We start from the raw sequence: 13,011 nt of genomic DNA, 5'->3' as shown, positions 1-13,011 counted from the left end.
TTTACTCCAGCTGGCACGTGCCCGGTGGCAGCCAGCTGGAAACCTGGCGGAGCCAACCAATTGAGATCGTGAAACACTCCACTTACGCCAATGGTTACGCTCGCTGCCTATCGCCGCGCTGGCCCTAATCACCGTCCGTCGCGGTCTATAATGGGTCGGCTGGCTGCTCCGCGTCGCAATGCTGAATGCCGAAGGACTGGCGCGGCCATGGACAGGCAAGCGCAGGTCCTGATGCGATGTTTGCTGAATCCGGTTGCTGGGCTTGCATTCCATGGTGGTATTGGCTCGAATAAGCTTCTGGCGGGCAGTGTCCGTTCGAATGATGCTTTTGCGTTGCCTTGAGCGCAAGTTTTTGGCCAGCCAGCCAGCGCCTCCTCTTAAGCATGCTGCTGGTCAAGGCCCAGCGGCCTCTAGCTGCTAGTCCCCCCTCAACCAAGCCGCTGGGCCATACCCGCTAGAGCGAAGCGTGCTGTCTCGCACATTAGCAATCCCTTGCTTAAGCACGCTCCAGACTCGTTTCATGAAGCGGGGAATTGGAATTGGTGACGTGGTCGCAATCACCGCGACTGATCAGCGATCCGCCAAATTGGCGGCAAATCCATTGGAAAGCGCGCCAGACCGAAGCTATACCGCGCGGTTAGCCGGTCCCATCGTCCTGCCACCACTCGACAGCGCTGGCAATAGAGCACCAGATCCCGGTCAATACAGCCGCCCTACCCTTCGCAAGACAGTCGATGAGGGCCTGGATATCTATCCCTATTCGGCCGCACCTAAGTTCCAGATGTCCCGATGTAGGCGCCATGTCCCGTCGTCGCCCTTTTTCCAGACGACGAGATACTTGCCCGCGACGGTGGAGAGGGCGCCGCCTTTGCTCGGCACACCGAGCGTAAATGCGCCAACTTCGTAGGCGAGATTCCCGCTCCCTTCCACTTCCAGCGCCTTCAGGGTGAGATTCTTCATCCCGGCCTTGATTGCGCCCTGCCAGAATTCTTCCACGCCCTTGCGGTCATCGACGCGTTTGCCGTCGGGTGGCAGCAGGGCGGCATCGTCGGTATACATTTGACCTACCGCTGCTGCGTTTCCGCTGTTGAAGGCGTCCATGAATTTTACCAACGCCGCTTCGATGTCCTCACGAGCCGAGTGGGCGGCCGCAGACAATGCAGACGAAAGAAGAAGCAGCACAGCAGCAAATGCAAATGACTGAACCAGTCTCATTTCGTCCTCCCTTGCGTGCCCGACATGCCCACCCGATGAATAGCGCCGACCCGAGGGCGCCGCGGCGTTCGATGGCCAGGCGCGGATCATATTAGACTTATCTGATATGACGGCGCAAGCGCAGCTGCGACCCTCTGAACGACCAGCGTAGCAGCTGCCGGAGAGCTTCAAAGCGGCGGCTACCGCCTCACTGCCCTCCTCGTCTCGACGAAAGAGTTCGTTCGAATGATGCTTTTCCGTGGCTTTGCTCGCAAGTTTTCGTCAGCCAGCACAGGGCCTCCTCTTACGCTCGCTGGTCGTCAAGGCCCGGCGGCCACTAGCTGACAGTCCCCCCGCAGCCAAGCCGCTGGGCCCCTCGACGTGGGGAACGAGCATTGGAGACGATGTCGCGCTTTCCGTTACAGCCCGAAGGCGGGTGACAGATGACCGCGTCAGCCTCTCCACCCCGAGCTACGATTTCACGCATTCGATCAGGCACAGCTCTCTCGGGCTAGCGCGCCAAGCATGAGTTAGCTCCCGAATGAGCAGGTGCCGCCCAGTTCAGCTTCGGCCCTTGCGCGCGCAAAGTATTGGGCGAGATCGATCGGCAGTCCGGTCGGCAAATTGGGGCAGCGATGGCGAGAATGAATGCCAGGAACTTCCCTTCGGTGCCGCTTCGTCGATCTGTTTGCCGAGAAGACGCGCGCGCTGCGTGCCGCCCCATACCGCAGAGAACTCACTTCAGGTCACACACACACACACACGACGCCACCGAGATCCTGCATCACTTTTCTACTCCGACGCCGCCACGTCACCAAGATCAGTCGCGAGCGTGATCGCGGCTATCAATCGGGATCGCGCGCCGGAGCGCTCTATGAGTGAGCCCCGAACGGCGCGCTGCTCCTCGAGCAATCCGGCTCGACGTAAGGCGGGCCATCCGTGCCGGCCTCGTGACTAAGAGACGGGCGAATGGCGGTTCCTGGACTCACCATTTTGTCTGAAGTCGCTTCCTTGAGCCGGTGGCGGAGTTCTTGCTTGATCGACTTCAGCACCGTCTTAGAATCGGTTTTCGGAAAATTTGTCTTGTAGCATCAATTTTCATGGAATAGGATCATTTTTCATAGGATTTGGCCGGCTAAACCAAAATTCGATGGAAGGATTCGCTTTTCATGCCTGCGGTGCAACAGCACCAATTTTCAGGTCCTGTTACCGTTTTTCAGGAACTCCGCCTTCCTGAAACGGCGACCCCGGCCGGGTACAGCGCCCTGATCGGAGCCTACAGGCTCGCCGTGCCCTTGCCCCGTAGGTTGTTCGCCACTGGCGAGCATCATCGCATTACCGAACGGGATGGCTGGCGGATCATGACCCCCCGCCACGCCCCAAATCCTACCCTCGAGGGCCACCTGACCTTTGCGCTCAAGTACGAGGGACTGGACCTTGCCGTCCTCAAGCGGCTGTTCCAAGTGACCGGTCCCGCGCCGATCGAGGCGCTGGTCCGTGAAAGCCCGACCGGCAGTTATGCCCGCCGCATCTGGTTTTTATATGAATGGCTGAGGGGCGCGCGTATCGATCTGCCGGACGCGGCGGCCGGACGATACATTCCGGTTCTCGATCCCGAGCTGCAGTGGCCCGGACCCGACAAGACCGCTTCGCGCTACCGCGTAAGGGACAATCTCCCCGGCACGCGTGAGTTCTGCCCTCTGGTGTTCCGCACCAAGATTCTGGAAAAATTCATCGGCCTTGAACTACCGCGGCGCGCGGAGGCAATCGTAGCGGACGTGCCGCGCGACCTCCTTGCTCGGACCGCCGCCTTTCTTTTGCTCAAAGACTCGCGATCAAGCTATGCGATCGAGGGCGAGCACCCGCCGCAAGATCGCATCCAGCGCTGGGGCCGCGCCATCGGCGAAGCCGGCCGCTGGCCGATCGATCGCGATGAGCTGCTGCGTCTGCAAAGAATTGTACTTGGCGACGCCCGTTTCGTAAGACTTGGCTTCCGAAAAGAAGGAGGTTTCGTCGGCGAGCATGACCGAGACAACGGCACGCCCTTGCCCGATCACATCGGCGCTCGGCCCGAGGACCTGCCGCGGCTAATCGATGGAATGGCAGCGTTCGATCAGGGCCCCGCGCAAAAGCTTGATGCAGTCGTAGCCGCCGCAATCCTCGCCTTCGGCTTTGTCTACATTCACCCATTCGAGGACGGAAACGGCCGCATTCACCGCTACCTAATCCACCACGTCCTTGCCATGCGCGGCTTCAATCCGCCGGGAGTGGTCTTTCCCGTCTCGGCCGCGATCCTGGACCAGATCAACGAGTACAGGGGCGTGCTCGAGAGCTATTCGCAGCGCCTTCTGCCGTTGGTGGAATGGGAACCGACGCCGCAATTCAACGTCCGGGTGCTGAATGACACCGGTGATTTCTACCGGTTCTTCGATGCAACCCCGCACGCCGAATTCCTCTATGCCTGCGTTCAGCGGACGATCGAACGGGACCTTCCCGAGGAAACCGCATTTCTGCAGCGCTACGATCAGTTCCGGCAGCAGGTGGACGCCTTTATCGACATGCCCGAGCGGTTGACCGATCTGCTCTTCCGTTTTCTTCACCAGAATGATGGACATCTATCGAATCGCGCGCGCGAAAAGGAATTCGCCGCGCTGACCAGTGACGAGGCAGGAAGAATCGAGGCGATCTACGCGCAAACCTTTGGTGCCCATTGAAGGTGTGATCATCAGGATCGATTTTTAGTCCGACGGTTTGCGATTCCCTTGTCCCTGCCTTCATCTCCGACGCTTGACTTGTCGCCGAGACATGCACGATTTTTTCCGCACGGTCTGACCGGCCGCCGATCAGCCGCGGCCAGAACGCGCTTGACAAACCGGAGCCGTCCCGTCCAACCTCACGCATTCACCAGGGGAGTCCCGGCAAGGGGCTGAGATACTGCTGGCTTTCGCGGCGCAGTGACCCGTTGAACCTGATCCAGTTCATACTGGCGTAGGGACGGTGCAAGCGCTTTGCGGGAGTTCACGCCCGAGGTCCTGTTTCGAGCAGGTCGACCAAAGCGTCTTTTCATCCTTCCGGCACAGAACTGGGTCTCCAATGCAACGAGCAAAGGAGCCTCAAGATGAATGCCCTCACCCCCGCCGTCTCGACGGGACCGCTGCCTGCCTCACGCAAAATCCACAAATCCGGTACCATCCACCCGCAGCTCAGGGTGCCGATGCGCGAAATCTCCGTCCATCCGACAGCCGGCGAGCCGCCCGTCACCGTCTACGATCCGTCCGGCCCCTATACCGACCCGACTGTCGAAACCAGCATTGAAAAGGGCCTGGCCCGGCTTCGCCACGAATGGATCTTGGCGCGTGGCGATGTCGAGGCCGGTGACGGTCGCCATGTCCGGCCGGAGGACAACGGATTCGCGACGGGCGAACGCCTGACGCCGGAATTTCCCATCCGCCACCGACCGCTCAGGGCCAAAGCAGGCAAGGCGGTGACGCAGCTTGCCTACGCGCGCGCAGGCATCATCACACCCGAAATGGAGTTCGTCGCCATCCGCGAGAACCTTGGTCGCGAGATCCTGCACGGCAAGCTTGAGCGCGACGGCGAGGCTTTCGGCGCGACACTGCCCGATTTCGTCACGCCCGAATTCGTGCGTGACGAGGTGACGCGCGGACGGGCGATCATTCCCGCCAACATCAACCATCCCGAGAGCGAGCCAATGATCATCGGCCGCAATTTCCTGGTCAAGATCAACGCCAATATCGGTAACTCCGCCGTCACATCGTCGATGGCGGAAGAGGTCGAAAAGATGGTGTGGGCGATCCGCTGGGGCGCCGATACGGTGATGGACCTGTCGACCGGCCGCAACATCCACAACATCCGCGACTGGATCGTCCGCAACGCGCCGGTGCCGATCGGCACGGTGCCGCTGTACCAGGCGCTCGAAAAGGTCGGCGGCATTGCCGAGGATCTGACCTGGGAGGTCTACCGCGACACGCTGATCGAACAGGCCGAGCAAGGCGTCGACTATTTCACCATCCACGCCGGCGTGCGGCTGCATTACATCCCGCTGACCGTCGACCGGGTGACGGGTATCGTCTCGCGCGGCGGCTCAATCATGGCCAAATGGTGCCTGCACCATCACCGGGAAAGCTTCCTCTACGAGCACTTCGCCGAGATCTGCGACATCGCCAGAGCCTACGACGTCTCCTTCTCGCTCGGCGACGGCCTTCGTCCAGGCTCGATCGCCGATGCCAACGACGCGGCGCAGTTCGCCGAGCTGGAAACGCTCGGCGAGCTGACGCAGATCGCCTGGGCGAAGGATTGCCAGGTGATGATCGAGGGGCCTGGCCACGTGCCGATGCACAAAATCAAGGCGAACATGGACAAGCAACTCGCCGTCTGCGGCGAGGCGCCGTTCTATACGCTTGGACCGCTGACGACCGACATCGCGCCGGGCTACGACCACATCACCTCAGGCATCGGCGCCGCGATGATCGGCTGGTTCGGCACCGCCATGCTCTGCTACGTCACGCCCAAGGAGCATCTCGGCCTTCCCGATCGCAGCGACGTCAAGATCGGCGTGATCACCTACAAGATAGCCGCCCACGCCGCCGACCTGGCGAAGGGCCATCCGGCAGCGAAAGTCAGGGATGATGCGCTTTCCCGCGCGCGCTTCGAGTTCCGCTGGGAGGACCAGTTCAATCTGTCGCTCGACCCGGAAACCGCGCGGTCCTTCCACGACCAGACCTTGCCCAAGGAGGCGCACAAGGTGGCGCATTTCTGCTCGATGTGCGGACCGAAATTCTGCTCGATGCGTATCTCTCACGACATCCGCGCCGAGGCACAGAAAGAGGGCATGGCGGCGATGGCGGCGAAATACCGCGAGGGCGGCGATCTCTACGTGCCGGCGGACGAGACCGGCGCACCGCTCATACCTCAGCCACGTGAGCGATCATGAGGGTCTTGGTCAAAGGGGCCGGCGTCGCCGGCCTCACCGCCGCCTTCGAGTTCGCCGCACGCGGCGCGGCGGTTACCGTTGCCGAGATAAGGCCTGCCCTTGGGGGCAATGCGTCGTGGTTCGCCGGCGGCATGCTGGCGCCATGGTGCGAGCGTGAAAGCGCCGAGCAGCCGGTGCTGGATCTCGGGCGCGGTGCCGCCGACTGGTGGGATGCCGCAACGCCCGGCCAGGTGACGCGGGCCGGAACGCTGGTCGTGGCCGCGCCGCGCGATGCGGGCGAGCTCGACCGGTTCGCCAGCCGCACGACGGGCTATCGGCGCGTCGAGGAAGATGAAATTGCCTTGCTGGAGCCCGACTTAGCCGGCCGCTTCCGCCGCGGATTGCTCTTCCCCGCTGAGGGCCATCTTGATCCGCGCCAGGCGATGGCAGCACTTCATGATAAGCTCGCGGCCACGGGGGTCGAGTTCCGCTTCGGCGCCGACGCCCAGCATGTTTTTGGTTTCGATCGTCAGATCGACTGTACAGGAATGGCGGCGCAAAATGACTGGCTGCGCGGCGTTCGCGGCGAAATGCTCACCCTGCGTATCCCTGATATCTCGCTGTCGCGCCCCGTCAGGCTGCTGCATCCGCGCTTTCCACTCTATGCAGTGCCGCGCACCGACCACCGTTTCATGATTGGTGCGACGATGATTGAAAGCCAGTCCGTCGGACCGGTTACGGCGCGTTCGATGATGGAACTGCTGGGTACCGCCTATGCCCTCCACCCGGCCTTTGGCGAGGCCGAGATCGTTGAAACCGGTGTCGGCGTCCGCCCAGCCTTTCCCGACAATTTGCCGCGCGTCGAAATCAAGGGTGAAATCATCGCGATCAACGGGCTCTATCGTCACGGTTTTCTCCTGGCTCCCGCCATGGCGCGCCAGGCTGCCGATCTGGTTTTCACTCAAGACAGAACCAAGGAGCTTGCTCATGAAACTGATGGTCAACGGCGAAGCGCATGAGGTTGCCGCCACAACGCTGGAGGCGCTGCTTGCCGCGCTTGACTATGAGGGCGATTGGCTGGCGACGGCCGTCAACAATGACCTCGTGCACAAAGCCAACCGGGCGGAATTCCAGTTGAACGACGGCGACCGGATTGAAATCCTCTCGCCCATGCAGGGCGGCTAGGCCATGATCGAGCTTTATGGAGCCGAGCTTCCGTCGCGCCTGCTTCTTGGCACGGCTCAATATCCTTCGCCGGCCATCCTTGCCTATGCAGTCAGGGCTTCGGGCACGGCGGTGGTGACCGTCTCGTTGCGCCGTGAAATGGCAGGCGGCAGGGCTGGCGAAAAATTCTGGTCGTTGATCCGCTCGCTTAGTGTCAGAATCCTGCCCAACACTGCTGGCTGCCACTCCGTCAAGGAAGCGGTCACGACCGCACAAATGGCGCGCGAAGTCTTCGGCACGCCCTGGATCAAGCTCGAAGTGATCGGCAATCACGACACGCTGCAGCCGGACGTGTTCGGTCTGCTCGAAGCCGCCCGCATCCTGTGCGAGGACGGTTTTGCGGTGTTCCCGTATACAACCGACGACCTTGTCGTCGCCGAGCGGCTGCTTGCGGCGGGCTGCAAGGTCTTGATGCCCTGGTGCGCACCGATCGGTTCCGCCCTCGGGCCGGTCAACATCATGGCGCTGCGCTCGATGCGCGGACATTTCCCTGATGTCCCGCTGATCGTGGATGCTGGTCTCGGACGGCCATCGCACGCGGCAACCGTCATGGAGCTCGGCTTTGACGCCGTACTCCTGAACACCGCAGTTGCCAAGGCGGCCGATCCGGTCGGCATGGCGCGTGCGTTCGGCAAGGCGGTCGAGGCCGGTCGTGAAGCTTTCAGCTCGGGAATGCTCGAACCGCGCGAGGTCGCCGTGCCCTCGACGCCGACGATCGGCAGGGCGGTTTTCTCATGAAGCTCGATCCCTTCTACCTGATCGTCGACAGCGCCGCCTGGATCGAACGGCTGGTGCCACTTGGCGTCAAGCTGGTTCAGTTGCGCATCAAGACCTTGGATGAGGCCGGGTTGCGCGCGGAGATCCGCAAGGCGAAGGGTTTATGCGCCCAGCACTGCTGCCAACTGATCGTCAACGACTATTGGCGGCTCGCCATTGAGGAAGGCTGCGACTTCGTCCATCTCGGCCAAGAGGATTTGGCTGCGGCCGACCTGCTGGCGATTAGATACGCCGGATTGAAGCTCGGGCTCAGCACGCACGATCATCCCGAACTGGAAACGGCGATCGCTGCCGAGCCCGACTATATCGCGCTCGGCCCCATCTATCCCACCGTCCTGAAGCAGATGAAATGGGCGCCGCAAGGGCTCAAGCGGATCAGCGAGTGGAAGCATCGGGTGGTACCCATTCCCCTAGTCGCCATAGGCGGCCTCACCCCTGACCGGCTCGACGGTGTCTTCAAGGCTGGTGCGGACAGCGCGGCGGTGGTCACCGACATCACGTTGAATGCCGATCCCGAAGCGCGCACGCGAGAATGGATCGAAAAGACAAAGCCATGGCGCTGAGGCGAGAACCGCATGTGCTCGTGGTCGGCGGATCTGACTCCAGCGGTGGGGCTGGAATTGCACGCGATATCGAGACGATCTCTTCCCTTGGCGTGCGCACCTGTCTCGCTGTCACCGCGCTCACAGTGCAAACGCACGACGCCGTACTGGAAATCCTTCATTCGCCACCAAGCCTGGTGGCTGATCAGATGCGCGCCGCGCTGCAGGCCAACGAAGTGGCGGCAATCAAGATCGGCGTGCTCGGAACAGCCGAGACCATCGCTGCGGTTGCCGCCGTACTGCGCGAAAATCGACAGGTGCCGGCAGTACTCGATCCAGTGCTGGCCTCCACCTCAGGCCGGGCGCTCTTAGAGGCAGCCGCTATCGCTGTCATGAAGCGCGATCTGATGCCGCTTTGCTGCCTTGTCACGCCCAACCTTCCCGAACTGGCGCACCTTATTGGCTCCGAACTGGCAGTGGATGAGGACGATGCGCTCCGACAAGGACAAAGACTGTTGGCCGCCGGCCCTCAGGCGCTGCTGATCAAGGGTGGGCATGCCTCGGGACTCCGATCGACCGATATTTTATTACGCTCCGATCATGAACCCATCCACGTCGATACACCGCGCCTTGCCACATCAATGCGCGGAACAGGTTGCATACTGGCCAGCGCGATTGCGGCGCATCTGGCGAAGGCGAAGCCGCTTGAAGACTGCGTGCGCGAAAGCAAGCGGCTTGTCTTCGCCACGTTTCAGAGGAATGGAGCAGAATGAACCCGGCTATGCGGTACAAGCAGCTTTGGCCGCTAGTATGCTGGATCCTGAGCGTCTTGCTCGCTGGCGCAAACTCTTAGACGAAAATCGCAACAACACGGCGGTTCGAACCGGACCTCGTGGCAGCAATTCGGCCGCGGTCGCGGCGATCATTCATGAAGGAGGAGAGCTGGTCCTCTTGTTTCGAGGGGATCGGCAGCTCGTAGTTCGCAGTTTCGTTCAGTCCGGGGAGTCGGAGTGGATTCGAACGGCGTGACCGCCCAACCCAAATTAGAGAAAGTGGCGCGGGTGGCAGCGTGAACCTGCGACCCCATCGTCCCGAACGATGTGCGCTACCAGCAAAGCCGCAGCTTTTTGGGCCCGATCGTCACGCTTGCTTCGCAATGATCGCGTTTCCTTTCGAGCTTTGGGTGGGAAACATAGGGCCCCCCCTGCCGAGTTCATGTTTCATTGTCATCTGTCCTGAGACCGATTTCGTCGCCTCGGCGGCGACCTGCTTCTTGGCGATCTTCTCGGCGGCGTCTACCTGGAAGTCGGGATGATGGTGGCCATAAGTATCGATCAGGACATCCACGGTGATGCCCAGAAAGCCCGCCGCCTGCCACATGTCGGCGCCGGCCCGCATCAGCCAGGTCGCAGCGGTGTGGCGAAGCGTGTGCGAAGTGACGTCGGGACCGAGGCCGGCTGCCTCGCGAGCTCTCCTGAAGCTCTTCTTTACCGACACCACCGGCTTTCCATTCCATTCCACGACAAAATCTTGCGATATTTTTCGGCCGATATTTGCGCTTTTGCCGCGCGCCTTGGTTCTGATATCGAGATCCGTGCACGCCCAGCGGCGGAGGTGAGCCAATAGCCGGTCCGGCAGGCGCACGGGCGGCTGGCGTTTTTTGGTCTTCTTTGCGCCATCGGCACGGCGGTAAAAGATGCCGCGGTCAAGGTCCACATAACCACGCCCTTTGGTTGGACGGACGGCGGCGCCGCAAACTGCGGCAGAGCGTGTTCCTGTATAAAGCGCGACAAGCATGAAGCGGGCGAGGTGTCGTCCGGTACGCCGGCCGCTCTCCTGGCCCTTCCATTTCTGCTTCATACGCCAAGCTGCCCAGATGAGAGCGGCCGCTTCACTGCGCGTCAACCAGCGCTCGCGTGCACCAGCCTTGTCGGACAGGACAATCGTCGGTGCGGCAGTCGTGTAACCTTCCCTGCGGTAGTAGTTGATGGCTGCACGAAAATCCTCGAGTTGGCGGCGCGCAACGGCTTCTGTGGGACAGGACGCGGCGTAGTCGCGGCAGAGTTTGCCGTTAATAGCGGCGAGGGTCTTTTCACCGAAGAAATCGAGGACGTTGTCCAGCCGAGCCGCCGTCTCTTCCGGCGCGGCATGCTTCGGTGCAACCTCTCTCAGGTAGACGCTGACGACATCGGCTATCAAGACATCTTCGGCACCGCGCGCTCGGTGGTACTTGCTTGCGATGTAGGCCGCGAGCGCCTTTTCAGCTTCAGGTCCTGGATGGCCTTTTTCGCCGCTGCCAGCGCTGATGAACGTTGTTCGATCGCGGATAAACCATCCAGCTTTGTTTCGGAGTGTTCCGTCCTTTTTCCAGCTTTCGCCGCGCCAGACGAGGCGTGGCCCTTTCGACGCCCGCGGCATAGTTCCCTCATTCTGGTGATCGCCAGCAAGGTGACGTACTCCTTTCCTGCGATTAGCTCGGTTTCAAGTCGGCCGGCGTCACGTTCCTTGCGTAGGCCTGCTGCGCACATCGAGCCATCGGGAAAGGCAATTCGTGCTGCAATCGCGACGCGCAGGGGCGTGGTCTCGTCGAATTGTTCGGGGATTTTCAAAACGGAGCCCTCAGCCAATCTCTATGGTCCGATAGTTTCGCTCGGAAACAGACGGATCGCGGGTCGCATTGAGCACACTTTTCTGTCTCGCCATTCCGGATGCCCTGCCGCACGATCTTTTCTCTGAATATACGGCTGCGAAAAGCGCCGACTGGAGCGCCTGCGGCAAAGATGCTCCTTTGACCTGCTAATCGGAACGGTTGCGCTGACGCGCACTCCACGAGCCTTTCGGCTGGCTCCCCACTTCCGTGGCCGGTGAAACCGCTCCTGACTGGCTTCGGCTATCTGTGCGGCTTCCGTTTCCATGGACTCACTGCCAGGTCTCTTGGGCCTACTCCCGCGCGCCCGGCTTTAGTGGGTTCTGCTGATCGCCTCACGCTGCGGTTTCGAACGGTGTCTTTCACCTCGGAGTTGGTCAGCAACCGCAATCTTCGTTCGAGTCCATAGAGTTAGAGCGCCGCGCTTGGCGCACTGACGGGTTGAAGGCTGGGAGAGAGGCTCCCGGCGCCCGACGCGGAGACTCGCAATGACCAAGCATCGGCACCAAGCTGCCCCGACCCGGGCCAGCGTATATGACGACATCACCAGCAAGATCATCGGCGAGCTGGAGGCCGGTCGGCTGCCCTGGGTTCAGCCATGGGGAATGGCAGCTGCGAAGGCGCCGCTCGCCATGCCGAAGAACGCCGCCACCGACCGGCAATACTCTGGAATCAAAGTCCTGATCCTCTGGGGTTCGGTGATCGAGCAGGGCTTTTCAGGACAGAGCTGGCTGACCTTCCGCCAGGCGCTCGCGCTTGGCGGTAGCGTCCGCAAGGGTGAGCATGGAACGACAGTCGTCTACGCCCATCGGTTCGTGCCCGACGACGAGAAAAAGCGTACCCGCGAAACCGGCGAGCAAGCCCGATCGATCCCATTCCTCAAACGCTTCACGGTGTTCAACGCCGCGCAGTGCGACGGGCTGCCCGACGATGTTGCGATGGCCACGCACCCGCCCCTACCCGGCCTGATCGAGCCGAAGGTCAAGAGGCTGATCAAGCAGACGGGGATCGATTTCCGGGTTGGTGGCAGCCGCGCCTTCTACGCTCCGGCCCACGATTATGTGCGGGTCCCGCCACCCCAAGCCTACTTCGAGCCGATCAATTGGCACCGGACCGCCCTGCATGAACTCGGGCACGCCACCGGTCATGCCTCACGCCTCAACCGGGATTTGTCTGGTTCCTTCGGCACCAAGAAGTATGCCTTCGAAGAGCTGGTTGCCGAGATAAGTGCGGCTTTCTGCTGCGCCTCGCTGGGCATCACTCCGACCGTGCGTCACGCCGACTATATCGGCTCGTGGCTGGAGGTCCTGCGCGAGGATAACCGTGCGATCGTTCGCGCCGCCTCTCTGGCAAGCAGGGCTGCGGATTATCTCTTGGGGTTCTTGCCCGACAAAGTCGCCGCTGACGACGATCGGCGGGAGGCAGCGTAATGGCCGCCCGCTTCCAGTTCGGCGTCTTCCTGCGGATGCGTTCATGACCGAAGTCTGCCTCGATGCCGGACCCCGCTGCGGCGAAGTCGTTGCAGAGCGCCAGGACCGACCGGCTGCTCCGCGACAAGTGTCGCTTGGCTGCAGAGCACATCAGAGGGCGGGGAGTGACGGAATTCTCAGTAGAGTAGGGATGAAGCGCCTTACCCCGTTTCCGAGGCAGGTCTCTTCATCCCCCGCTCCGAACCGGACGTGCAAGTTTCCAAG

Annotated in this window: 11 protein-coding genes, 1 pseudogene and 1 riboswitch; of the genes and pseudogenes, 9 read left to right on the top strand and 3 right to left on the bottom strand. The window is 61.6% G+C overall.

Going from position 1 to position 13,011, the window contains the following annotated elements:
• Positions 1–756: 756 nt before the first annotated feature.
• Positions 757–1,215, bottom strand: a complete 459-nt coding sequence (locus NKJ20_RS29375) for a YybH family protein (RefSeq protein ID WP_352748875.1) — start codon at positions 1,213–1,215, stop codon at positions 757–759.
• A gap of 1,148 nt (positions 1,216–2,363) precedes the next feature.
• Between NKJ20_RS29375 and NKJ20_RS29370 the strand changes: the two genes are divergently transcribed.
• From NKJ20_RS29370 to NKJ20_RS29335, 8 genes and pseudogenes are all read left to right on the top strand, one after another.
• Positions 2,364–3,908, top strand: coding sequence for a Fic family protein (locus NKJ20_RS29370; protein ID WP_352452173.1), 1,545 nt, complete (start codon positions 2,364–2,366; stop codon positions 3,906–3,908).
• Positions 3,909–4,090: 182 nt separating this feature from the next.
• A riboswitch (TPP riboswitch) is annotated at positions 4,091–4,207 on the top strand.
• 105 nt (positions 4,208–4,312) lie between these two features.
• Positions 4,313–6,148, top strand: a complete 1,836-nt coding sequence (gene thiC, locus NKJ20_RS29365; protein ID WP_352748873.1) for a phosphomethylpyrimidine synthase ThiC — start codon at positions 4,313–4,315, stop codon at positions 6,146–6,148.
• The gene (thiO, locus tag NKJ20_RS29360; protein WP_352452171.1) at positions 6,145–7,146 is read left to right on the top strand and encodes a glycine oxidase ThiO; all 1,002 of its coding nucleotides are present in this window, start codon (positions 6,145–6,147) and stop codon (positions 7,144–7,146) included. The genes thiC and thiO overlap by 4 nt, the downstream gene beginning before the upstream one ends.
• Positions 7,115–7,312 (top strand): sulfur carrier protein ThiS, encoded by a 198-nt coding sequence (thiS, locus tag NKJ20_RS29355; RefSeq protein ID WP_031253541.1) that lies wholly within the window; start codon positions 7,115–7,117, stop codon positions 7,310–7,312. Before thiO ends, thiS begins: the two co-directional genes overlap by 32 nt.
• Before the next feature lie 3 nt (positions 7,313–7,315).
• Positions 7,316–8,089, top strand: coding sequence for a thiazole synthase (locus NKJ20_RS29350; protein ID WP_352452170.1), 774 nt, complete (start codon positions 7,316–7,318; stop codon positions 8,087–8,089).
• Positions 8,086–8,691 carry a thiamine phosphate synthase gene (locus tag NKJ20_RS29345; protein ID WP_352452169.1) on the top strand — a complete coding sequence of 202 codons (606 nt, stop codon included), beginning with the start codon at positions 8,086–8,088 and terminating at the stop codon, positions 8,689–8,691. Before NKJ20_RS29350 ends, NKJ20_RS29345 begins: the two co-directional genes overlap by 4 nt.
• Positions 8,682–9,443: a hydroxymethylpyrimidine/phosphomethylpyrimidine kinase gene (locus tag NKJ20_RS29340; protein ID WP_352452200.1), complete on the top strand. Its 762-nt coding sequence runs from the start codon at positions 8,682–8,684 to the stop codon at positions 9,441–9,443. The genes NKJ20_RS29345 and NKJ20_RS29340 overlap by 10 nt, the downstream gene beginning before the upstream one ends.
• Positions 9,439–9,582: pseudogene (locus NKJ20_RS29335) on the top strand (ribosome small subunit-dependent GTPase A); the annotation flags it as partial. The gene NKJ20_RS29340 and the pseudogene NKJ20_RS29335, both read left to right, overlap by 5 nt.
• Positions 9,583–9,810: 228 nt before the next feature.
• On the opposite strand, the gene NKJ20_RS29330 reads toward NKJ20_RS29335, so the two are convergent.
• Together NKJ20_RS29330 and NKJ20_RS29325 are read right to left on the bottom strand one after the other, a co-directional pair.
• Positions 9,811–10,869 carry a tyrosine-type recombinase/integrase gene (locus NKJ20_RS29330; protein WP_352748868.1) on the bottom strand — a complete coding sequence of 353 codons (1,059 nt, stop codon included), beginning with the start codon at positions 10,867–10,869 and terminating at the stop codon, positions 9,811–9,813.
• On the bottom strand, positions 10,866–11,297 hold the full coding sequence (locus tag NKJ20_RS29325; protein WP_352452167.1) for an excisionase: 432 nt from the start codon (positions 11,295–11,297) through the stop codon (positions 10,866–10,868). The genes NKJ20_RS29330 and NKJ20_RS29325 overlap by 4 nt, the downstream gene beginning before the upstream one ends.
• A 508-nt stretch (positions 11,298–11,805) precedes the next feature.
• Here NKJ20_RS29325 and NKJ20_RS29320 point away from each other — a divergent pair.
• The gene (locus tag NKJ20_RS29320) at positions 11,806–12,747 is read left to right on the top strand and encodes an ArdC family protein (protein WP_352748865.1); all 942 of its coding nucleotides are present in this window, start codon (positions 11,806–11,808) and stop codon (positions 12,745–12,747) included.
• The last annotated feature ends 264 nt before the right edge of the window (positions 12,748–13,011 follow it).

The organism is Mesorhizobium sp. M0185 (assembly GCF_040322175.1).
Lineage (GTDB): Bacteria > Pseudomonadota > Alphaproteobacteria > Rhizobiales > Rhizobiaceae > Mesorhizobium.
This window is presented reverse-complemented; position numbering and strand designations above follow the sequence as displayed.

Excerpts from the sequence above, each read along its gene's own strand:
- thiS (WP_031253541.1), top strand. The coding sequence starts at position 7,115 with ATGAAACTGATGGTCAACGGCGAAGCGCATGAGGTTGCCGCCACAACG.
- NKJ20_RS29350 (WP_352452170.1), top strand. The coding sequence starts at position 7,316 with ATGATCGAGCTTTATGGAGCCGAGCTTCCGTCGCGCCTGCTTCTTGGC.
- NKJ20_RS29340 (WP_352452200.1), top strand. The coding sequence starts at position 8,682 with ATGGCGCTGAGGCGAGAACCGCATGTGCTCGTGGTCGGCGGATCTGAC.
- NKJ20_RS29320 (WP_352748865.1), top strand. The coding sequence starts at position 11,806 with ATGACCAAGCATCGGCACCAAGCTGCCCCGACCCGGGCCAGCGTATAT.
- NKJ20_RS29345 (WP_352452169.1), top strand. The coding sequence starts at position 8,086 with ATGAAGCTCGATCCCTTCTACCTGATCGTCGACAGCGCCGCCTGGATC.
- NKJ20_RS29375 (WP_352748875.1), bottom strand. The coding sequence starts at position 1,215 with ATGAGACTGGTTCAGTCATTTGCATTTGCTGCTGTGCTGCTTCTTCTT.
- thiC (WP_352748873.1), top strand. The coding sequence starts at position 4,313 with ATGAATGCCCTCACCCCCGCCGTCTCGACGGGACCGCTGCCTGCCTCA.
- NKJ20_RS29370 (WP_352452173.1), top strand. The coding sequence starts at position 2,364 with ATGCCTGCGGTGCAACAGCACCAATTTTCAGGTCCTGTTACCGTTTTT.
- thiO (WP_352452171.1), top strand. The coding sequence starts at position 6,145 with ATGAGGGTCTTGGTCAAAGGGGCCGGCGTCGCCGGCCTCACCGCCGCC.